Annotated in this window: 20 protein-coding genes; 9 read left to right on the plus strand and 11 right to left on the minus strand. The window is 63.7% G+C overall.

Annotation, left to right across the window (positions count from 1 at the left end; translation table 11 throughout):
* Positions 1-6: 6 nt before the first annotated feature.
* Positions 7-789, plus strand: a complete 783-nt coding sequence (locus AB5Y98_RS08140; RefSeq protein WP_368231697.1) for an acyl-CoA dehydratase activase — start codon at positions 7-9, stop codon at positions 787-789.
* Complete coding sequence (locus tag AB5Y98_RS08145) at positions 786-1,043, plus strand: DUF3343 domain-containing protein (RefSeq protein ID WP_368231698.1); 258 nt, start codon at positions 786-788, stop codon at positions 1,041-1,043. Before AB5Y98_RS08140 ends, AB5Y98_RS08145 begins: the two co-directional genes overlap by 4 nt.
* Before the next feature lie 56 nt (positions 1,044-1,099).
* On the opposite strand, the gene AB5Y98_RS08150 is transcribed toward AB5Y98_RS08145, so the two are convergent.
* Positions 1,100-3,211 (minus strand): hypothetical protein, encoded by a 2,112-nt coding sequence (locus AB5Y98_RS08150; RefSeq protein ID WP_368231699.1) that lies wholly within the window; start codon positions 3,209-3,211, stop codon positions 1,100-1,102.
* A gap of 246 nt (positions 3,212-3,457) precedes the next feature.
* On the opposite strand from AB5Y98_RS08150, the gene AB5Y98_RS08155 reads away from it, so the two are divergent.
* The 3 genes from AB5Y98_RS08155 (at position 3,458) to AB5Y98_RS08165 (ending at position 4,935) form a co-directional block, all read left to right on the plus strand.
* A complete protein-coding gene (locus AB5Y98_RS08155; RefSeq protein WP_054543439.1) occupies positions 3,458-3,865 on the plus strand; it encodes a hypothetical protein in 408 nt (135 codons plus the stop codon).
* Positions 3,866-3,956: 91 nt separating this feature from the next.
* Positions 3,957-4,406 (plus strand): MauE/DoxX family redox-associated membrane protein, encoded by a 450-nt coding sequence (locus AB5Y98_RS08160; RefSeq protein WP_368231700.1) that lies wholly within the window; start codon positions 3,957-3,959, stop codon positions 4,404-4,406.
* A gap of 1 nt (position 4,407) precedes the next feature.
* The gene (locus tag AB5Y98_RS08165; protein ID WP_368231701.1) at positions 4,408-4,935 is read left to right on the plus strand and encodes a rhodanese-like domain-containing protein; all 528 of its coding nucleotides are present in this window, start codon (positions 4,408-4,410) and stop codon (positions 4,933-4,935) included.
* 64 nt (positions 4,936-4,999) lie between these two features.
* On the opposite strand, the gene panC is transcribed toward AB5Y98_RS08165, so the two are convergent.
* The 8 genes from panC to thpR form a co-directional block, all read right to left on the minus strand.
* Positions 5,000-5,857: a pantoate--beta-alanine ligase gene (panC, locus tag AB5Y98_RS08170; protein WP_368231702.1), complete on the minus strand. Its 858-nt coding sequence runs from the start codon at positions 5,855-5,857 to the stop codon at positions 5,000-5,002.
* Positions 5,858-6,041: 184 nt separating this feature from the next.
* A complete protein-coding gene (panB, locus tag AB5Y98_RS08175; protein WP_005304470.1) occupies positions 6,042-6,836 on the minus strand; it encodes a 3-methyl-2-oxobutanoate hydroxymethyltransferase in 795 nt (264 codons plus the stop codon).
* Positions 6,833-7,342, minus strand: coding sequence for a 2-amino-4-hydroxy-6-hydroxymethyldihydropteridine diphosphokinase (gene folK, locus AB5Y98_RS08180; protein WP_017785860.1), 510 nt, complete (start codon positions 7,340-7,342; stop codon positions 6,833-6,835). The genes panB and folK overlap by 4 nt, the downstream gene beginning before the upstream one ends.
* An 11-nt stretch (positions 7,343-7,353) precedes the next feature.
* Entirely contained in the window at positions 7,354-8,844 is a 1,491-nt protein-coding gene (gene pcnB / locus AB5Y98_RS08185; protein WP_368231703.1) for a polynucleotide adenylyltransferase PcnB, read from the minus strand.
* Positions 8,845-9,163: 319 nt separating this feature from the next.
* Positions 9,164-10,072 carry a tRNA glutamyl-Q(34) synthetase GluQRS gene (gene gluQRS / locus AB5Y98_RS08190; protein WP_368231704.1) on the minus strand — a complete coding sequence of 303 codons (909 nt, stop codon included), beginning with the start codon at positions 10,070-10,072 and terminating at the stop codon, positions 9,164-9,166.
* A 113-nt stretch (positions 10,073-10,185) separates the two neighbouring features.
* Entirely contained in the window at positions 10,186-10,635 is a 450-nt protein-coding gene (gene dksA / locus AB5Y98_RS08195; protein ID WP_005304459.1) for an RNA polymerase-binding protein DksA, read from the minus strand.
* A 119-nt stretch (positions 10,636-10,754) separates the two neighbouring features.
* A complete protein-coding gene (gene sfsA, locus AB5Y98_RS08200) occupies positions 10,755-11,498 on the minus strand; it encodes a DNA/RNA nuclease SfsA (RefSeq protein ID WP_368231705.1) in 744 nt (247 codons plus the stop codon).
* Between the two features lie 42 nt (positions 11,499-11,540).
* On the minus strand, positions 11,541-12,068 hold the full coding sequence (gene thpR / locus AB5Y98_RS08205) for an RNA 2',3'-cyclic phosphodiesterase (RefSeq protein WP_368231706.1): 528 nt from the start codon (positions 12,066-12,068) through the stop codon (positions 11,541-11,543).
* A 155-nt stretch (positions 12,069-12,223) separates the two neighbouring features.
* Here thpR and hrpB point away from each other — a divergent pair, with 155 nt between their 5' ends.
* The 3 genes from hrpB to AB5Y98_RS08220 all read left to right on the plus strand — a co-directional run bounded on the left by hrpB (position 12,224) and on the right by AB5Y98_RS08220 (position 17,704).
* Entirely contained in the window at positions 12,224-14,671 is a 2,448-nt protein-coding gene (gene hrpB / locus AB5Y98_RS08210; RefSeq protein WP_368231707.1) for an ATP-dependent helicase HrpB, read from the plus strand.
* 270 nt (positions 14,672-14,941) lie between these two features.
* A complete protein-coding gene (mrcB, locus tag AB5Y98_RS08215) occupies positions 14,942-17,263 on the plus strand; it encodes a penicillin-binding protein 1B (protein WP_019839295.1) in 2,322 nt (773 codons plus the stop codon).
* A gap of 42 nt (positions 17,264-17,305) precedes the next feature.
* A complete protein-coding gene (locus AB5Y98_RS08220) occupies positions 17,306-17,704 on the plus strand; it encodes a VOC family protein (RefSeq protein WP_019839294.1) in 399 nt (132 codons plus the stop codon).
* A gap of 89 nt (positions 17,705-17,793) precedes the next feature.
* Here the strand turns inward: AB5Y98_RS08220 and AB5Y98_RS08225 are convergent, their stop codons facing one another.
* Together AB5Y98_RS08225 and AB5Y98_RS08230 are read right to left on the minus strand one after the other, a co-directional pair.
* Positions 17,794-18,114 (minus strand): SMR family transporter, encoded by a 321-nt coding sequence (locus tag AB5Y98_RS08225; protein ID WP_017780532.1) that lies wholly within the window; start codon positions 18,112-18,114, stop codon positions 17,794-17,796.
* The gene (locus tag AB5Y98_RS08230; RefSeq protein WP_005304437.1) at positions 18,102-18,500 is read right to left on the minus strand and encodes an SMR family transporter; all 399 of its coding nucleotides are present in this window, start codon (positions 18,498-18,500) and stop codon (positions 18,102-18,104) included. The genes AB5Y98_RS08225 and AB5Y98_RS08230 overlap by 13 nt, the downstream gene beginning before the upstream one ends.
* Before the next feature lie 157 nt (positions 18,501-18,657).
* Here AB5Y98_RS08230 and AB5Y98_RS08235 point away from each other — a divergent pair, with 157 nt between their 5' ends.
* Positions 18,658-19,539: a LysR family transcriptional regulator gene (locus AB5Y98_RS08235; RefSeq protein WP_005304434.1), complete on the plus strand. Its 882-nt coding sequence runs from the start codon at positions 18,658-18,660 to the stop codon at positions 19,537-19,539.
* Positions 19,540-19,617 lie beyond the last annotated feature (78 nt).

Consider the following 19,617-nt stretch of genomic DNA (forward strand, 5'->3'; position numbering starts at 1 on the left):
GGCGCCGTGTCACTCACCATCGGGATTGACTCCGGCTCCACCGCGACCAAGGGGATCCTGTTCGACCACAAGGATGGCGGGCGCATCGTCCGCCGCTTTCTGGTGCCGACCCCCTTTCGTCCGCTGGCCGCCATCGAGCAAGGCTGGGAGACGCTCTCGGCCGGGCTGCCAGAGCGCCCCCATCTGACCCTGACCGGTTATGGCCGCGACCTGGCGTCGTTCGCCGATCGGCGGGTCACCGAGATCTCCTGCCACGGGCTGGGGGCGCGCCTGCTCTGCCCGTCGGTACACACCGTCATCGACATCGGCGGCCAGGACAGCAAGGTGATCCAGCTCGATGGCGAGGGCAACCTCACCGACTTTCTGATGAACGACAAGTGCGCCGCCGGTACCGGCCGCTTTCTCGAGGTGATCACCCGCACCCTGGGGACGCGGGTCGAACAGCTCGACGAGCTGCTGCAAGGGGCCGAGCCCCACGACATCAGCAGCATGTGCACCGTGTTTGCCGAGTCGGAGGCGATCAGCCTGCGTTCGGCGGGCATTCCCGCCGAGTCGATCCTGGCCGGCATCGTCCGCGCCATGGCCCGGCGCAGTGCCAACTTCATCGGCCGCCTTGGTGCCAGACCCACAGTGCTCTTCACTGGCGGCGTCAGCCACTGCGCCACCTTCCGCCACTATCTGGCGCAAGGATTGGGCTGCGACGTGGCCACCCACCCGGACGCCCAGTTTGCCGGTGCGCTGGGGGCGGCCCTGTTCGGTGCGCGTGCCCGCACGGGAGGCAAGTCATGAACGCAGAGTTCCTCTACCTGTTCCACTCCACCCTCGGCACGGTCAGGCTGCGCAAGCGGCTGGAGCAGCAGCCCCACGCCTTTCGGGTCTGCGACGTACCGCGTCGGCTCAGCGCCGGCTGCGGCCTCGCCATCCGCCTGCACTGCCCGCCCGAGGAGTGGCAGCAGTGGTGCCAGAGTGGTGAAACCGCCGCCGTTTTTCGCTGTGACGAAGACGGTGAGTATTGCGAACTGGCCCGCTATCCCATCACCTGAAGAGCAGAGGGGCTCCCGTGCGGTAACCCCTCTTGTTCATTGTCATTAGCGGACCGTTATACCTTGATGGCATGCTCCTTGAGCAACCGGGCGGTGAGCTCAAGTTTCTCATTGCGCTCAATTGCCCGCTCCGGCACGGTGACGATCCCATGCTCATCGACCAGCTCAAGCCCGAAGGTGTCATCGATGGCCTGGGCCATGGCGCTGCGGCCTGCGGCGATATCGGGATCGATAAGGCTCTCCTGCATCCTGATCCGGTTTGCACTGGTTGCCAGTTGCAACTCGTCAAGCTGTGACGTGAGTGTATCGATCCGGCTTTCGACTCGCTGAGCCAGCTCGAAGAGGCGGTGGTCGTTGCCGGAAGCCATCGCCAGCCCCTCAAGCATCTCCCCTTTGCGCTGATCAAAGGCATTCACCGCGCGGGCCGCCAGCTCCAGTGCATAGGCTTTGGTCGCCATGGCGTTGACGCTGCCTTCCCAGCCCACATCAGATCCTATCCCCAGCGTCACGCCGAGGGAGGTATGGAGTTTAGCCCCCTGAGGTCCGATTGCCGCGGTAGCTCCGGCCGATGCCCCGACGCCAACATTGGCTGATGCTCGCACCTTGGCCGAGAGACTATAGGCATCAGCATACTGGCTCTTGAGCAGATTGAGCTGGGCACTGCCTTCCGCCTTGAGGCCGGCAAAAGCCGAAGCATTGGCTGTGGCGCTCAGGATCGGGCCCGCCGGCGTCATAATTGCCGCCGCTCCCGCCTCCAGCTTGGCATTGATCCCAGCCTCGGCAGTACCTGCCAACTTGAGGTTGAGCAGATTGCCCACTGTCCAGCTGGCTTCGGCCGAGAGACCCAGCTTGCTTACCAGCTCGGCACTGGCGCCGATGCGTAGCAGGTTCACATCATGAGGGCCAGGCTTGTAGCGATCACCGTCGGTTTCACTCAGGATGCGGGTGGCTGGGTTGAATGCCAACGAACCTTCCGCCTTGCCCACCACCAGCTCGGCCTTAGCACTCGCCTTGTTCTCCTGGGTCAGTGCTACCTTGCCGCTAAATTCGCCCACAGGGGTATCACGGCTACCTTCCCACTTGCCGATCTCGATTTTGGCGAAGGCTTCGACCAGTGCACTGGCGCTTACCAGACCAAGCCCGCTGAAGGCTTTCTGGCTTATTGGCTCGCCCGGTTTAAGCTCCTTGCCAGCAGTCTCTAGCGGGCTCTTGATCTCGGCTCGCCCACCGGTCTGGTAGTGCTTTTCTGACTTACCCTCTCTCTGCCAGAGTGCTTTATCCTGAGCCTCGCGTTCAAGCCAGGGCTCATCCAGGCCATCGACCAATGCCGTCAGCAGCTCGGTTCGAAGCAGGCCTATCTCTCCCTGTTGACTCACTTTCTGCTCCATACTGAGGGCCAACACCTCCTTGAGGTGGGTCAGCTCCAGCAACTGGCTGTGAGTCAGCAGGATATCGCGACCATTTTCCTCGGCGGTGGCCTGCGGCTTGAGCGTCAGCTCGTCAGGGAAGCGCTCCCGCAAGAGGCCGCAGAAGCACTTCCACTCATGGCTGTCGACGACCTCTTCCCGAGTGGGAGCCCGCTCCAGCCGCCGTGCCGTCATGGTCTCGCTCACTCCGTACATCAGGTCGAGCCCCCTTTGCAGCTCGTGATGGAACAGATCGTGTGCCCCCTCCTTTTGCAGGCCGGCGAGTTCACTGCACCACTGGCGGATCTTCTGGTTGCTTTCAATGGGTTGATTGACCAATCCCTGTGCGTTACAGAGCCAGGACAGTTGGAACGCAGGGGCGTTTCCTGTTTGTCCCAACGCCTGCCGACGGGCGGCAATGTCGGCCACCAGTTGTTTCAGCACGGGATCCTGCTGGCGGGAGCGGTTTTTGCCTGAATCGATCCAGAACTGTAGCGCCTGCTCGATCTTGGTCAGCCCGGCCAACGAAGGTGTCTTTCCATTCTGGTACTGGCGTACGGCTTGTTTGACCGCTTTGAGTTCATTGCTCTGCATGTGGCCGATCCCGCGACGGATACCACGTTCGAACTCACGGTTGCCGGCATCCAGCAGTCGCAATCGTACGTTGCCAAGGTGTGCCGTTGCCGGCTGGGCTGGTTCGTCCCCGTTGGGCAGAGTGCGAGCAGCATTCAAATCCTGTGGTGCAATTCTCATCTCGGGCATGGCAGTGATCCTGACTTGGAAAGGGGGATATCTTCAGCCTACGCCTGCCCGACATTCTCCCCTGTCACTCTCGGCCCCCCTTTTTTAGGATTCGGACAGCCCCTTTAAAGATGCCTGCCAGCTCACAATTCCGGCATATCTTGCCCCTCAGCCGACACTAACCTAAAAAAAGCTGGCCTTAGGTGATAAGCAGCAACTGGCCGACCACATAGGGTGTCCTTCTCTCCCCTAATCTGAGATTCATTCATGTATCACGCTCTCATCTCCGCCCTCTTTACCGAACTGGGTTTGCCCTTGCCTGCCAGCGGCCAGTCCGTCACCACCCTCGCCATCAACGAAGAGTTGGTATTGACGCTGGCAGAGGATGAGGGACACTTGGTGATCTATCTGTTGTTGCCGGGCCACGCCATGCCCAATGCTCCCCTGCTCAATCATCTTGGTGACGAACCGGCTTTTCTACTGGACCAGACCAAACAGGGTGAAACCCTTATATGGACCCGCGAGTGGCTCGATCACCTGACTTTGGAGCGCCTGCTGATATTGCTGGAGCGTGCCGTTGAGCTTGCTGCCGAGCTGCTGGCCCACCAGTACGATCGGGGGCAGTCTCAGGAGGATGAACCAGCAGCCAGGCAAGCTGGCAGCATACGGGTGTAACCACTGCCTTACCGGTTCGAAGTCAGCAACAATCGGATTTGTCGTAGTTCCTGAGCCAGGTCATTGCGACCCCATCTGTGGTTGATAGAATATGCGCCTATCCATAAAGAGGTGGTCTGTGGCCGTTTGTCTGTGGGGGCTGGCCAGGTTGGCGCTGGGGGGATTCTTCGTCGTCTCCGCCGGGTTCAAGCTGGCGGCACCGGACCTGTTCACCGCGCAGATCGGTGCCTTCGGCCTGCTCTGGTCGCCGTTCATTCCCCTTGCCGTCTGGGGGCTTATCGGGCTGGAGCTCTGCGCAGGCGTGGCGGTCATCGCCAACCGGCGCTGGGGACTGTGGCTGGTGATCGGGCTGCTCGCCCTGTTTATTCCGGTGTTGGGCTATGGCATCGCCATCGGGCTCGACATCTCTTGCGGCTGTCTTGGCAGGGCTGATCTCGGCTCGCTGCCACAGGCCCTCTTGCGGGATCTGCTGCTGTTGACGCTTGCGGGCGCCTTGCTGCGTCACTCCCGCCCCGTTTTTACCGTTTCAAAGGAGCAGTGACATGATGAGATTGCAATCCCGCACCCTGATGGCCTCGCTGATTGCGGCCAGCTTTGCCCTCGGTGGCTGTGGCGACAACCAGTTCGAGCAGGAGACCAAGCTGGAGCAGGCGGCGGTACAGCTCTCCCAGGAGACCCAACAGGGTGGCTATCAGCTGCTGACAGTGGCCGAGCTGAAAACCCGGATGGATAAAGGCGAGGCGCTGGTGATCATCGACACCATGCCGTTCGAGGACTCCTACAAGAAGGAGCACATTCCGGGGGCCAGGAATTTTGCCTTCGTGAAGGAGGCCAAATCAGGTGATGACTGGAGCCAGATCGTCGAGGGGAGCGGTACGCCCGAGCCGCTGCTGGCCCTGCTGGGAGACGACAAGACCCGGCCCGTGGTGTTCTACTGCGGCTTCGTCAAGTGTGGCCGCAGCCACAACGGGGCAGCCTGGGCGGTCACCCAGGGCTATCAGCAGGTCTATCGGGTGCCGGGCGGCATCTTCGCCTGGAAAGGGGCGGGTTACCCGGTCAGCGCCGAGTAGGCCGGAAACGCCCAGATACAACAAAGCCCGCGCATGCGGGCTTTGTTGTCAGTGGTGCAGCTGCTCAGGGGCGGGCCAGCGTCACCACCCGGTTGTCGATGAGGCGGGCCTTGCCGAGATACGCCGCCATCAGGATCACCAGCTGCTCGCTCTCGTCGGTGGCCGCTTCCAGGGTGGCGGCATCGATGATGTCGATGGCGTCGGTCCGAAAACCGGCCTTGTCGAGGCGCTGGCTGGCCTGGGCCACCAGGGAGGGCAGGTGATGGTCACCCGCTTCAATCTGCTCGGCGATCCAGTTCATGGTGCGCGCCAGCTCAGGGGCCAGGGCCCGTTCGGCGGCGGTCAGGTAGCCGTTGCGCGAGGAGAGTGCCAGCCCGTCTTCGGCCCGCACCGTGGGCACGCCGACGATCTCGATGGGCATTGCCATGTCGGCCACCATCTTGCGAATGAGCGCCAGCTGCTGGTAATCCTTCTGGCCGAAGCAGGCCACGTCAGGCTGCACCAGATTGAACAGCTTGGTGACCACGGTGCTGACGCCGCGGAAGTGACCCGGACGCAGCGCCCCTTCCAGCAGCGTGGAGAGGCCCGGTACCTCGACGAAGGTCTGGCTGGCCAGCCCCTGCGGATACATGATCTCCGGGGTCGGCGTGAACACCATATCGACACCGGCCGCCTCCAGCGCAGCGCAATCCTGCTCCAGGGTGCGCGGGTAGTTGGCGAGATCCTCGGCCTTGTCGAACTGCATCGGGTTGACGAAGATGCTGACCACCACCTTCTCGGCGTGGCTGTGCGCCTCCTTCACCAGGGTAAGGTGGCCCTGGTGCAGGTTGCCCATGGTGGGCACGAATGCGATGGCGCGCCCTTCACGGCGCCATTGGCCGATCTGTTCACGCAGAGCGGCGGGATTGTTAACGACCAACATCAACTGTTCACCTTCGAAAAGATCAAAGAGAGGCGGGCAGGAGCCCGTGCGGATAAGCGCGAAGTGTCAACGCGCGGCATCATCATCGGCGGTTACCTTGGGATGAATCATCAAAAGAGGGGGCTCACTCTGCCCCGGAGGGAGAAACGGGGGCGCAGGCCCCCGCTCTCGTCACGGCATCACATCAGTTGAAGCAGTGCTCCGGGCCCGGGAAGGTCCCTTCGCTCACCTGTTTCACATAGAGCCGGATGGCGGCGCGCATGTCGCCGGTCTCGGCCAGGAAGTTCTTGGTGAACTTGGGCACATAGCCGGAGGTGATGCCGAAGGCGTCGTGCATCACCAGGATCTGGCCGTCGGTGGCCGGGCCGGCACCTATGCCGATCACCGGAATGCGCAGCGCCTTGCTGATGCGCTCGGCCAGCGAAGTGGGCACGCACTCGAGCACCAGCAGCTGGATGCCGGCGGCCTGCAGCTCGAGGGCCTGACGGTAGATCTCCTGGGCCTGGAACTCGTCGCGCCCCTGCACCTTGAAGCCGCCAAACACGTGGACGGATTGCGGGGTGAGGCCGAGGTGGCCGCACACCGGCACGCCGTTGCGGGTCAGATGGCGGATGGAGTCGCACAGCCAGTCGCCCCCTTCCATCTTCACCATGCGGGCGCCGGCTGCCATCAGCCGGGCGGCGTTCTGATAGGTCTGCTCGGGGGTGGCATAGCTCATGAACGGCATATCGCTCACCACCAGGGCATTGGTCGTGCCGCGCACCACGCAACGGGTGTGATAGACCATCTCGTCCATATTGACCGCCAGGGTGTCCTGGCCACCCTGCAGCACCATGCCCAGCGAATCGCCGATGAGCAGCACGTGGGCGCCCTCGTCGTCGAACAGCTTGGCAAAGGTGGCATCATAGGCGGTGATGGCGGTGATTCGTTGGCCTTCCTGCTTCATCTTCAGCAGGTTGGTAGTGGTGATCTTGCTCATAGAGGCTCCTGTTCGTCTGCACTCGGCGCAATGATGGCAAGACCATTGCGCGGGCAGCGGGCAACCAGTTGTGCGAGCGGCGTGCCGCAGGGCAGCACCAGAGCGGGCGCGATTTCGGCCAGGGGCAGCAGCACGAACTCCCGCTCCTGCATGCCGTAATGGGGAACGATGAGGCGCTCAGTGTTGATCACCTGATCGCCATAGAGCAGCAGATCGAGATCCAGGGTTCTCGGCCCCCACCGCTCATCCTTGCGCACACGTCCTTGTTCCAGCTCGATTTTTTGCAGTTGATCCAGCAGCGCCAGCGGCGCCAGCCGGGTGTTGAGCCGGGCCACGGCATTGACGTAGTCCGGTTGATCAGCAGGCCCCATGGGGCGGCTGCTGTAAAGCGACGAGGCCTGCACCAGCACGGAATCCGGCAAGGTCGCCAGCGCGGCGATGGCGCGGCGAGCCTGGCCGACGGGGTCGGCCAGGTTGGAGCCGATGGCGACGAAGACCTCGGTCATCACGTCTGTTATCACTCTGCCGCTTTCGGTTTGCGACGACGGGGGCGACGACGGTTGCGGCTGTTGCTGCTGCGTTTCTCGCCATCGTTGCTGCGGGCCGCACCGCGCTCACCGCTGGCCGGGCGGCGAGTCGCCTCCCGTTGCAATTGCGGGCGCACGTCCGGGTTGGACTCCACGTAGCGTTCCCACCAGCTGGCCAGCTCGCCGAGGCCGCGTTCGACCCGGTTGCGCAGCAGCAGGAAGTCGAACGCCGCGCGGAACTTGGGGTGCTCCATGGCACGCTCGGGGTGGCGGCCCTGACGGCGGGTCAGCCGCTGCTGCAGGGCCCAGATGTCGCGCACATCTGTGGTGAAACGGCGCGGGACGGCGATGATCCGCACCTGGTTGTCCAGCACCTCGTTGATCGCCAGCATGAAGGCGTCGTACCAGGGCAGGCCGCTCTCGTTCTCCAGCACCCGGCCACGGGCCTCGACGCAGCCCCACAACAGGGTGGCGTAGAGGAAGGCGGGGGTGACGCGCTTCTCTTCACGAACGCGAGTGTCGGTATCGATCAGCGCCTGCTCGATGAACTGCTCGTAGGGCGAGTTGCCGTGCGGAGTGAACAGCGCGGCTACCTGCGGGAACAGCTGCTGGAACAGACCGTACTCGCGCAGCAGCTTGTAAGTGGTCAGGGCATCGCCGGCCAGGAACAGCTTGAGGGTCTCCTCAAACAGGCGGGCCGCCGGAATATCCTGCAGCAGCGGTGCCAGCTCCTTGATGGGGGCGGCGGTGCGCGGGCTGATGGTCATGTCCAGCTTGGCGGCGAAGCGCACGGCGCGCAGCATCCGCACCGGATCTTCCCGGTAGCGGGTCTCGGGGTCGCCGATGAGTTCCAGCTTGCGCTCGGCCAGGTCTTCCAGCCCGCCCTCGAAATCGTGCAGGGTGAAATCCTTGGCGCTGTAGTAGAGGGCGTTGACGGTAAAGTCGCGGCGCTCGGCATCCTCTTCGATGGTGCCGTAGACGTTGTCGCGCAGCAGCATCCCTTCATCGGACTGGGCCGACACATGTTTGCTGGTATTGACCTGATGGTGGTGACCGCGGAAGGTGGCCACTTCGATCACGTCACGACCAAAGACGATGTGGGCCAGCCGGAAACGGCGGCCGATCAGGCGGCAGTTGCTGAACAGTGACTTGATCTGCTCCGGCGTCGCATCGGTGGCGATGTCGAAATCCTTGGGCGTCTTCCCGAGCAGCAGATCCCGTACCCCGCCGCCGACCAGGTAGGCTTCGTAGCCACCCTTGTTCAGGCGATAGAGCACCTTGAGTGCATTCTCGCTGATCTCTTTGCGCGAAATCGGGTGCTGGTCACGGCTTAAGGTACGACGTTGCCCGGCGACACGGGCCGGAATGGGGGACTCCACCGACTGCTCGCCGTCTTCCTTGCCGAGCACCTTGCGGCAAAAGTTTGCGATCTGGGAAAAAATGGTACACCTCGTTATGACTTCAAATTGACGGGAGGCCAAAAAAATAGCGGCCTATCATAGCTCACGCCTCACCAAATGAAAAACCGTGCTGGCAATTGATCTCGTTTGAATCAGTGTTGCCGCAAAAAATAGCGGTCTATTCAATAGCTCACGCCTAACCAAATGAAAAACCGTGCTGGCAATTGATCCCGTTTGAATCAGGATTGCCGCAAAAAATAGCGGTCTATTCAATAGCTCACGTCTAACCAAATGAAAAACCGTGCTGGCAATTGATCCCGTTTGAAACTGATTGTCCCGGTAAAATCACGACCAACCTCGGGCGATTCACGTCCAATCAGACAAACACGGCCGGTTCGGCTCAGCCGTCAGCCAGCGGGATCTTCTCGCTGGCGGGCACCTTGGCCAGTTGCCAGTGGCTTATGCCCCAGTCGATGATCTCGTCCACCCGGCTCGCCATCAGCTCGGGGGGCGGGCACTGGCCGAGAAAGTGCAGCGCCTGCCACAGGGCTGGGCGCACCTCGTCCTGTGCCAGCGCGGGTGCGTGATTTTGCTTGGAGAGCTTGTTGCCGTCGGCCTGCACCGCCAGCGGCAGATGCACCCAGGCGGGCACCGGTGCTCCCAGGGTCTGGTAGAGGGCAATCTGGCGCACAGTCGGCTCCAGCAGGTCGGCGCCGCGCACTATCTCGGTGATGCCGCAGTCCATATCGTCCACCACCACCGCCAGGTTGTAGGCATAGAGGCCATCGCGCCGGCGCACGATGAAATCCTCCTCGGCCAGCGCCGCCGGCACCGCGATATGACCCTGCAGGCTATCCTCGAAATCGTAGACCGGGTGATGCTGGCGCAGGCGGGCGGCGCAGCCCTCTGCGCTCAGTCCGAGGGTGCGGCAGTGGCCGTTGTAAAAGCCGCCGCTCGCCATGATTTCGCGCCGGGTACAGCGGCACCAGTAGAGATCGCCGGCCCGGTAGAGCTGCTCGATGATCTCGTCGTAGCGGGCGTGACGCCGGCTCTGGTACATCACCTCGCCATCCCACTGTAGGCCATGGGCCTCAAGGGTCTTGAGGATAAGGTCGGCGGCCCCTGCCATCTCCCGCGGCGGATCGATATCTTCGATGCGCACCAGCCAGCGCCCCTGTTGTGCCCTGGCCTGCAAAAAGCTGCCGAGCGCCGCAATCAGGGAGCCGAAGTGGAGCGGACCCGAAGGGGAGGGGGCAAAGCGGCCTATATAAGGGAGGGGGGGGGATGACGGGGTGGCATTCACGGACATGGTCATTCGGATAAAAAAGGCATTGAGGCAGCATTCTGGGACGACCCGGCCAAAAGCTCAATAAAAAAGGGAGCCCGCGAGCTCCCTTTTTTGTGTCATGCCAGAGGTCGGTATCAACCGGCCATCTGTTTTTCCTTGATCTCGGCCAGTGTCTTGCAGTCAACGCAGAGGTCGGCGGTCGGACGGGCTTCCAGACGGCGGATGCCGATCTCGATGCCGCAGTGTTCGCAGTAACCGAAGTCGTCGTCTTCGAGCAGCAGCAAGGTCTTCTCGATCTTCTTGATCAGCTTGCGCTCGCGGTCGCGGGTACGCAGTTCCAGCGCGAACTCTTCTTCCTGCGCGGCGCGATCCACTGGATCCGGAAAGTTGGCAGCCTCATCCTTCATGTGGTCAACGGTGCGGTCAACTTCCTGCATCAGTTGGTTGCGCCAGGCTCCCAGGATCTTGCGAAAATGTGCCTTTTGTTGGTCATTCATGTACTCCTCACCCGGTTTTTCCTGGTAAGGCGCCACACCCGCAATGGCCAGGGGGCCCAGAGATTTCCTGTTTTCGCCTGTTGGCATGCCCTGTCTCCTAATTCAGCACGCTACCCGTGCCATCCATAAATTGAGGGCGACATCTATAGCAGAAGGGTAACTTGGAGGCAAACAAGCCGTACCAATAATGTTACCCACTCCAACATTTATTCGTTGCCCTCGGGTAGCAGGTGACAAGATTCAAACGGGATAAAATCTTGCGCCACCATGCTCTGCACCCCAACATGGGGTCGATAGCATAAAATTTCAACCCCTGCCGCAATTGCTTGCTCAATAAGCAGACTATAGTGCGGATCTATATGCGCTGCCGGGCGCATTCTCACGATTCCGGAGTGCAAAACCATAAATAACAGCACGGCTCTGTGCCCTGCCGCCTTCATGGCCATTAATTCACGCAAGTGCTTGGCGCCACGGGTGGTCACCGCATCGGGGAAGTAGCCCATGCCGGCTTGCTTCCGCTCGTCGAGTAGGGTCACCGATTTCACCTCGATATAACAGGCAGGTAGGTGATCATCTTCCAGCAGCAGATCGATGCGACTGTTCTCTTCGCCGTATTTCACCTCGGTGCGCAGCCGGGCATAGCCGCGCAGCGGGGCGAGGGCATCCTGTTCGATCAGCTCCCGGGCCAGCTGGTTGGCGCGCGCCGTGTTGACGCAGATGAAGTGACCGGCCGGGCTCTCGGCGATCTCCCAGCTGTGGGACAGCTTGCGCTTGGGGTTGCTTGATGTGGAGTACCAGACCCGGGTACCCGGCTCGGCGCAGCCGGTCATGGCGCCGGTATTGGCGCAGTGGATGGTGATCACCTCGCCGTTGTCGAGCCGCACGTCGGTCAGGAAGCGCTTGTAGCGGGCGACCAGCTGCCCGGATTGCAGGGGGGGATCGAAGATCATGGTATGGCTCTCTTAATCGATGAGTCTGGGCATGGCAGCCGGTCAGGATGCCATCTTCTCTCTGGCCCGCAGTGGCCAGCAGGCGAGGGGCTCGTAGCGCACCCCGTCCAGGGTCGAGAGGGATTGATAGAGGCAGAAGCGGTCGGCCCGCAGCACAAAGTCGGGGGCGGGCAGCAGCGCCGGCGGTTTGCTCGCCTTGCGTGACAGGGTGACGTGGGGGCGATAGCCCTGCTCGCCGTTGCCAAGCCCCAGCTTCTCGCCGTGGCGACGCAGCGCCCTGGCCAGCACGGTGAGCTCGTTGGGCCACTCTCTCGGGCCAATCCAGGCGGCCTTGGCACGGCCGAACCAGCCGGTTTCATTGAGCGCTATGGTGAGCGGCGGACAGTGTTGACGCTCGACAGCAGCCATCAGCTGAGCGGTGGTGGCCTCGTCCGCTTCGCCGAGGAAGGCCAGTGTCAGGTGGAGGTTGGCGGCGGGGACCGGCTGGCCCGGCCAGGGCAGTTGATCGCGCCAGGCGACGATATCGGCGGCCAGCGCCTCGGCGGGCAGGGCAAAGAAGAGTTTGGCCATTCGGGTGAGGGTGCCTCTTTGATGCGGACGGGTGGCCCATTCTATGGCAGCCGTCCGCTCCTGTCTCGCCGGCCGACATCCACTCACGGTGGCCGGGCAGGCTGTGGCAGAATAGGCGCCGTTTTACGGCTTGCAACAAGAAGGTGCTGATCCCTTTGTCTTCTCTCCCCATAGTGTCGGTGCTGCCCGCACTCTTTGCCGCCATCGACAACCATGCCAGCGTGATCCTGCAGGCGCCCCCCGGCGCGGGCAAATCGACCCTGCTGCCGCTGGAGCTGGTGCGCCAGAACCGGCTGCCCGGTCGCATCATCATGCTGGAACCCAGACGTCTGGCGGCGCGCAATATCGCGGGCTTTCTGGCGCGCCAGCTCGGGGAGAGGGTGGGCGAACGCATTGGCCTGCGGGTACGCGGCGAGAGCCGCACCAGCAGCCAGACCCGGCTCGAGATCGTTACCGAGGGGGTGCTGACCCGGATGTTGCAGCAGGATCCCGAGCTCACCGGCGTCTCCCTGGTCATCTTCGATGAGTTCCACGAGCGCAGCCTGCACGCCGATACCGCGCTGGCCTTCGCCATCGAGAGCCAGCAGGGGCTGCGCGATGACCTCAAGCTCTTGGTGATGTCTGCCACCCTGGACGGTATGGCGCTCGAGGCGCTGCTGCCGGAGGCCCCGGTGGTGCGCTCCGAGGGGCGCGGCTTTCCCATCGACTACCACTACCGCCCCGCCAATCGCCAGCAGTGGCTGGAGCCCCAGGTCGGCGCCGTGGTGCTGGAGGCTCTGGCCGCCCACCCCGGCAGCCTGCTGGTGTTCCTGCCGGGCCAGGGAGAGATCGAGCGGCTGGCGCAGTGGCTGGAAGGACGGCTGCCGGACGAGGTGACCCTCGCCCCCCTCTACGGCCGCCTCGACATGGCGGCCCAGCAGGCGGCCATCGAGCCGGCGCCTGCTGGGCGTCGTAAGCTGGTGCTCACCACCAATGTGGCGGAGACCTCCCTCACCATCGAGGGGATCTCGGTGGTGGTCGACAGCGGGCTGGAGCGGCGCGCCTCCTTCGACATCAAGAGCGGCGTCACCCGGCTGGAGACCCGCCCCATCGCCAAAGCCTCCGCCACCCAGCGGGCGGGTCGTGCCGGGCGTCTCGGCCCCGGTGTCTGCTACCGGCTCTGGAGCAGCGAGGTGCAGGAGCGCCTCGCCGAGCAGAGCCCGCCCGACATCCTCACCCAGGAGCTGACCGGCCTGCTGCTGGACGCCGCCCAGTGGGGGGCCAAGGTCGAAGATCTGCCGCTGCTGGACATGCCGCCGGCCGCCGCCGTGGCCAGCGCCCAGCGACTGCTGGTGAGCCTCGGCGCCATGAAGCCGGAGGGTGAGCAACAACTTACCCCGGCCGGCCGCGCCATGGCGGCCTTCGGTACCCATCCCCGGCTTGCCCGCATGCTGCTGCGTGCCCGCGAGCTGGAGGCCGAGGGTCTGACAGGGATTGTCGCCGATGCGGCTTTCCTGGTGGCGCTGCTGGAAGAAGATCTGCGAGGATCGGAGCGCCTCTCTGTGCTGTTCCACCGCCGCCAGGGGGCCCTGCGCCAGAGTGCGGCCCGCTGGTTCGAGCGGCTCGGCACTCGCCCCGCCAGTGCCCAGGGGCAATGGCTGGGGCTGTTGTGTGCCCTCGCTTGGCCCGATCGCATCGGCAAGCTGCGCAGCGGCAGCCGCTATCAGCTCAGTGGCGGGGTGAGCTGCGATCTGGTAGAAGGTCACCCCTGTCAGGGGCAGGGGGCGCTCATTGCCATCGAAATGGGCCAGAACGAGCGCGGCAGCCGCATCTTCATCGCCGAGCCGGTGGAGCTGGATGAGCTGGTGCGCCAGCTGCCCGAGCTGGTCGGCGAGCGCCAGTGGTTCGACTGGGACGAGCGCGAGGAGCGGGTGCGGGCCGAACGCCAGCAGGTGCTCGGCGAGCTGGTGCTGAGCCAGCGGCCGCTGACGGATCTCTCCGATGAACAGAAGGGGCGCTGCCTGCTGCAGGGGATCCGGCGCAAGGGGCTGCATGTGCTGCCTTGGGATGACGCCAGCGAGGGGCTGCTGGCCCGATTGCGCTGCGCCCGCGACTGGTTGCCCGACGAAGGGTGGCCAGCCATGGACGAGGCGAGCCTGCTTGCCACGCTCGAACAGTGGCTGCTGCCGGCGGTGAGTGGCATGACCCGGCTGGAGCAGTTGAAAAAGCTCGACCTAGCCGACATCCTGCGCCAGTCTCTGCCCTGGCCATTGCCAAGACGGCTGGACGAGGCGCTGCCCGGCCACTTCACCGCGCCGACCGGCAGCCGGGTGCGGATCCGCTATCAGCCGGGTCAGGCGCCGGTGATCCCGGTGCGCATCCAGGAGATGTTCGGCCAAGCTGCGACCCCGTGCGTGGCTGACGGCCGGGTGGCGCTGGTGGTGGAGCTGCTCTCTCCGGCCCAGCGGCCGCTGCAGATCACCGCCGATCTGGCCGCCTTCTGGGCTGGCTCCTACGAGCTGGTGAAAAAAGAGATGAAGGGACGCTATCCCCGCCACTACTGGCCGGACAACCCGCTGGAGGCGATGCCGACCAGAGTCACCAAGAAGAAGATGGGGTTGTAGATTGCGGCCGGGCATGGCGAAGCCCAACGCCAGCAGATGCCCCTCACCCTGACTCGCTCCCAGAGAGAGGGAACCGATCGAGCTGGGTGTTTGCGCCCTTTTCCTCTGCTTTTTTCAACGAGATGGGAGAAGGGTTGGGAATGCGGGGGCAGCCATTGGTCTGGCGAGTGTCTGGCGAAATGAAACTCAGGATCCCGGTTCGATTGGTCAGGCCCGATCGGACGTTCGCGAATGCGACAACATAAGTAGAAAGAGAAGCAAAGAGGATTTATGGCAACGCAACGACGCAAGCGCACTCCCAAGAAGGCGGCGCCCAAACGCACCATCTGGCGCACGCTGTTCTGGCTGGGCTTCAAGCTCTCCCTGGTGGGAGCGGCCTTCATGGTGGTGTTTGGCATCTACCTGGATACCAAGGTGCGTGAACGTTTCGACGGCGAGAAGTGGCAGTTGCCAGTGATGGTCTACAGCCGGCCGCTGGAGCTCTATCCCAGCCAGCGTCTCTCCCAGACCCAGATGCTGCGCGAGCTCAACATGCTGAGCTACAAGCAGGTGCGCCAGCCCCACTCCCCGGGCGAGTATGCGGTGAGCGGCAACCGCATCGAGCTTGTTCGCCGGCCGTTTGCCTTCCATGACGGGGCCGATGCCGCCCGCGGCCTGCGCCTCACCTTCAACGGTGCGCGGCTGGAGGGGATCCAGTCGCTGGAGAACCAGCGTCAGCTCGGTTACGCCCAGATGGACCCGGTGCTGCTCGATCGCCTCAACACCGAGGATCGGGAGGATCGCCTGCTGGTGCGCCTCGCCGAGGTGCCGGACAGCCTGCTGGTGACCTTGCTCACCACCGAGGATCGGGACTTCTACCAGCACGGCGGCGTCTCGCCGGTGGCCATCATGCGCGCCATGGCGGCCAACCTGCTGGCGGGGCGCACCGTGCAGGGCGGCAGTACCCTGACCCAGCAGCTGGCCAAGAACTTCTTCCTGACCCGGGAACGCAGCCTGTGGCGCAAGGCGCAGGAAGCCTACATGGCGGTGCTCATCGACTATCGCTACAGCAAGGACGAGATCCTGGAAGCCTACCTCAACGAGGTCTATCTGGGGCAGAACTTCTCCCAGGGGGTCTATGGCTTCGGGCTTGCCTCCTACTTCTACTTCGGTATTCCGGTCAACGAGCTGGACATCGATCAGGTGGCCCTGCTGGTAGGCATGGTGAAGGGCCCCTCCTATTACGATCCCTGGCGCTTCCCGGAGCGGGCCAAGGCGCGCCGTGATCTGGTGCTCAAGCTGCTGATGGATCACGGTAGTCTGACCCAGGCTGAATACACCCTGGCCAGCAAGCAGCCGCTCGGCATCATTACCCGCGGCCAGATGAGTTATGGCCGTACCCCGGCCTTCATGGGGCTGCTCAAGCGGGAGATCCAGAGCCGCTTCGGCCCTGATCTGCTCAAACAGTCCGGCCTCAAGATCTTCACCAGTCTGGATCCCATCGCCCAGCACGCCGCCGAGCAGGCAGTTGAGTCGGGTCTGGCCACCATCGAGAAGCAGCGTGGCAAGAAGAAGCTGGAGGCGGCCATGGTGGTCTCCGACTGGCACAAGGGCGAGGTGGTGGCCATGGTGGGTGGCCGGGATCCGCGCTACGCCGGTTTCAACCGGGCGCTGGATGCCCGCCGCCAGATAGGCTCCCTGGTCAAGCCGGCGGTCTACCTGACCGGCCTCTCCAACGGCCTGACTCTGGGCACGCCGCTTAAAGATCAGCCGATCCGCATTCGCGGCAAGGATGGCCAGATCTGGACCCCGCAAAACTACGACCGCAAGTTCCGTCAGAGCGTGCCGCTGATGGATGCACTGGCCAGCTCCCTCAATGTGCCGACCGTCAACCTGGGGCTGCAGGTGGGGCTGGACAAGGTGGTGGACACCCTGCACAAGCTGGGGGTGGAGCAGGAGATCCAGCCCTATCCGTCCCTGGTGCTGGGGGCGGTGGCCCTCTCGCCGATGGAGGTGAACCAGATGTACCTGCCCATCGCCAACCAGGGGTTGACCCAGCCGCTGTCGGCGATCCGGGCTGTGGTCAACAGCGACGGCAGCAAGCTCTATCAGCATGACGAAGCGGCCAAGCGGGTGACCGACGAGCAGGCCAGCTGGCTGACCCTGTTCGCCATGACCAAGACGGTAAGCCAGGGCACGGCGCGGGCGCTCGGTGCCAAGTTCCCTGGCGCCACCATGGCGGCCAAGACGGGCACTACCAACGAGCTGCGCGACTCCTGGTTTACCGGGCTCGACAACAACGAGCTGGTCAGCATCTGGGTCGGTCGCGACGACAACACCCCGGCCGGCCTGACAGGCGCCAGCGGTGCCCTGCAGCTGTTCAGTGGCTACATGAGCCAGCGCGGGGTCAACAGCCTGGCCATGAACATGCCGCAGGGGGTGAGCTGGGCCAGCTTCTCTCGCACCAGCGGCGCCCGGGTTGCCAGCGACTGCCCCGGCAGTCTGCAGGTGCCGGCCAAGCTGGCCGGGCTGGCCGAGCCCATGAGCTGTGCCACTCCGGTGTCCAGCCCGGTCAATGCGCTGGACAACTGGTTCAACGGTTTCTTCAACTGACCGCGGCGGGCAGCCCTGGCTGCCCGTCTGCCCGGAGTGCTCATGAGCCTTCCCCTGTTCGATGCCATCCACCACGTGGCCATCATCGCCAGCGACTATGCGCGCTCGCGCCACTTCTACCACCAGGTGCTGGGGCTGCCCATCATCGCCGAGACGCTGCGGGCCGAGCGCCAGTCGTGGAAGCTGGATCTGGCACTGCCGGACGGCAGCCAGCTGGAGCTGTTCAGCTTCCCGGCGCCGCCCCCGCGCCCCTCCCGGCCGGAGGCGTGCGGTTTGCGCCACCTGGCCTTTCGGGTCTCGGATCTCGACCGGGTCATCGCCCATCTGCAGGGTCATGGCGTCGAGGTGGAGCCGGTGCGGGTGGACGAGCTGACCGGCCGCCGTTTTACCTTCTTCGCCGACCCCGACGGCCTGCCGCTGGAGCTGTACGAAGCCTGGTGACGAGGCGCTCGCCGTCATGAAATCATGCCCAACAACAAGCAGCCGCCCGGTGTACCTGGCGGCTGCTTTTCATGGATGCATTCTCGGGATCAGGCGGTGGTGAGCAGGGTGACCGCGACGGCCATCACCAGCATGCCGATCCAGCCGATGGGCTTGAGTCGCTCGCCAAACAGCAGCAGGCCGCCGAGGGCGGTGCCCAGGATGCCGATGGCGCCCCAGGTGGCGTAGGCCACGGCCAGATCGATCTTGCCGGTGCTGACCGCTTCCGACAGCAGGGTGAAGGCACACAGCACCAGCAGGATGCCGAGGAATCCCCACCCCTTGTGACGAAAACCGACCGAACGGTTGATCGCCATGTTGGCGCCGATATCCAGCAAGGCCGCGCCCAGCACTATCATCAGCGGGTGCATACGGCCTCCTCGTTGGCACGGGGTGTGCGAGCGGCCGGTTCATCGTGGCGCTCGCCCATCGTCACCAGAACAATCCCCACTATGGCCAGCGCCAGTCCGATCAACTCCTGAGCATTCAGCTGGTAGTCGAGGAACAGCACGGAGACGACGGTGATCAGCGCGATCCCCAGCCCCTCCCAGAGCGCGAAGGCAATGCCAATGGAGATTGTTTTGGCGGCTTTGGCCAACAACAGGTAGGAGAAGGAGATGAGCAGCCACATGGGCAGGTAGTTGAGCCAGCCGGCTTCGTTCTCCGGGATCATGGCCATGCTGGAGGTGCCGGCGACCTCGGTCAGGATGGCGCCCGTCAGGAAGATGCGGGCCAGGAGCATGCGATTGAATAACATAAAATGTCCTTTTGTTGCTGCGACGGGGGCCATGATAGCCGCCACCCAGCAGGAGGCTGGAATCGCTGAGCGTCGACAATTCAGACGCTGACAGTTTGCCTTGGCAGAAGCGGGCGAGGTAAGGTGAATATCGGATACCCAGCTCTCGACCCGGATCATGAAGCTCTACCAGATACAACTCTTTGTGGAATCAGCCAGTAGCGGCTCCATCGCCAACACGGCGCGCCGGCTTGGCAAGAGTCGCAGCGCGGTCAGTACGGCGATAGCGGCACTGGAGGTGGAGCTTGGCGTCGAACTTTTTGAACGAGGGGCCAACCAGAGTCGGTTGACCGAGATCGGCGAGCAGGTGCTGGACGACTGCAAGCGGCTGCTGCAGGCGGCCAACAGTCTCAAGCTCAAGTGCGAACATTACGCCTCCGGCGCCGAGGTGGCGCTGCGGGTGGCGCGGGATGACGCCATTCCCGAGGCGGTGTGGCGGGAGATGCTGGGCCAGCTGCGCCACCGGTTTCCCGGCACCAGCATCTCGCTGGTGCTGGCCTCGCCGCCCGAGCTGCCCGCCCTGGTGGAGGAGGGGTTTGTCGACGCCGCTTTCGGCCTCATCACCGAGGAGCAGGAGCGCAGCGGCCTCAACATCGAGGTGCTCAACCCGATCCGCACCCTGATGGTGGTGGCGCCGAGTCATCCGCTGGCCAGCCTGAAGCGGGTACTGCAGCAGGATCTGACCGGCCACACCCAGGTCACCCTCTCCTACGTGGATGAATTCTCGGTCAAGAGCCTGCTGCCCATCGGCGGCCACCACATCGGGCTGTCGAGTTTCGAGCTGATGCGCGATGCGGTGCTCGACGGCCTCGGCTGGGCCGTGCTGCCGTCGCCGCTGATCCAGAGTCAGCTGCGCCAAGGCTCCCTGCTCACGCTCAAGCACAAGTTCAGCCTGCAGTGGCGGGACTACGGCGTCTATCTGTCGGAAAATGCCTATCACGGCAGGGTGCTGGCCTGGCTGCGCAAGGCGATCCAGGCCTATCTCGAACCGTTCGAGTGAGTCATCTGTTCATGGATGGTGGCAGGCGGATCGCGCGGGGCTTGTGATCCATCGCGGCCTGATGGTACATACTGTCTG

Origin of the sequence: Aeromonas sp. s3 (assembly GCF_040907805.1) — a bacterium.
GTDB lineage: Bacteria > Pseudomonadota > Gammaproteobacteria > Enterobacterales > Aeromonadaceae > Aeromonas > Aeromonas dhakensis.

Excerpts from the sequence above, each read along its gene's own strand:
- AB5Y98_RS08145 (WP_368231698.1), top strand. The coding sequence starts at position 786 with ATGAACGCAGAGTTCCTCTACCTGTTCCACTCCACCCTCGGCACGGTC.
- AB5Y98_RS08150 (WP_368231699.1), bottom strand. The coding sequence starts at position 3,211 with ATGCCCGAGATGAGAATTGCACCACAGGATTTGAATGCTGCTCGCACT.
- AB5Y98_RS08155 (WP_054543439.1), top strand. The coding sequence starts at position 3,458 with ATGTATCACGCTCTCATCTCCGCCCTCTTTACCGAACTGGGTTTGCCC.
- AB5Y98_RS08160 (WP_368231700.1), top strand. The coding sequence starts at position 3,957 with ATGCGCCTATCCATAAAGAGGTGGTCTGTGGCCGTTTGTCTGTGGGGG.
- AB5Y98_RS08165 (WP_368231701.1), top strand. The coding sequence starts at position 4,408 with ATGATGAGATTGCAATCCCGCACCCTGATGGCCTCGCTGATTGCGGCC.
- panC (WP_368231702.1), bottom strand. The coding sequence starts at position 5,857 with ATGTTGGTCGTTAACAATCCCGCCGCTCTGCGTGAACAGATCGGCCAA.
- panB (WP_005304470.1), bottom strand. The coding sequence starts at position 6,836 with ATGAGCAAGATCACCACTACCAACCTGCTGAAGATGAAGCAGGAAGGC.
- folK (WP_017785860.1), bottom strand. The coding sequence starts at position 7,342 with ATGACCGAGGTCTTCGTCGCCATCGGCTCCAACCTGGCCGACCCCGTC.
- gluQRS (WP_368231704.1), bottom strand. The coding sequence starts at position 10,072 with ATGTCCGTGAATGCCACCCCGTCATCCCCCCCCCTCCCTTATATAGGC.
- dksA (WP_005304459.1), bottom strand. The coding sequence starts at position 10,635 with ATGCCAACAGGCGAAAACAGGAAATCTCTGGGCCCCCTGGCCATTGCG.
- sfsA (WP_368231705.1), bottom strand. The coding sequence starts at position 11,498 with ATGATCTTCGATCCCCCCCTGCAATCCGGGCAGCTGGTCGCCCGCTAC.
- thpR (WP_368231706.1), bottom strand. The coding sequence starts at position 12,068 with ATGGCCAAACTCTTCTTTGCCCTGCCCGCCGAGGCGCTGGCCGCCGAT.
- mrcB (WP_019839295.1), top strand. The coding sequence starts at position 14,942 with ATGGCAACGCAACGACGCAAGCGCACTCCCAAGAAGGCGGCGCCCAAA.
- AB5Y98_RS08220 (WP_019839294.1), top strand. The coding sequence starts at position 17,306 with ATGAGCCTTCCCCTGTTCGATGCCATCCACCACGTGGCCATCATCGCC.
- AB5Y98_RS08225 (WP_017780532.1), bottom strand. The coding sequence starts at position 18,114 with ATGCACCCGCTGATGATAGTGCTGGGCGCGGCCTTGCTGGATATCGGC.
- AB5Y98_RS08230 (WP_005304437.1), bottom strand. The coding sequence starts at position 18,500 with ATGTTATTCAATCGCATGCTCCTGGCCCGCATCTTCCTGACGGGCGCC.
- AB5Y98_RS08235 (WP_005304434.1), top strand. The coding sequence starts at position 18,658 with ATGAAGCTCTACCAGATACAACTCTTTGTGGAATCAGCCAGTAGCGGC.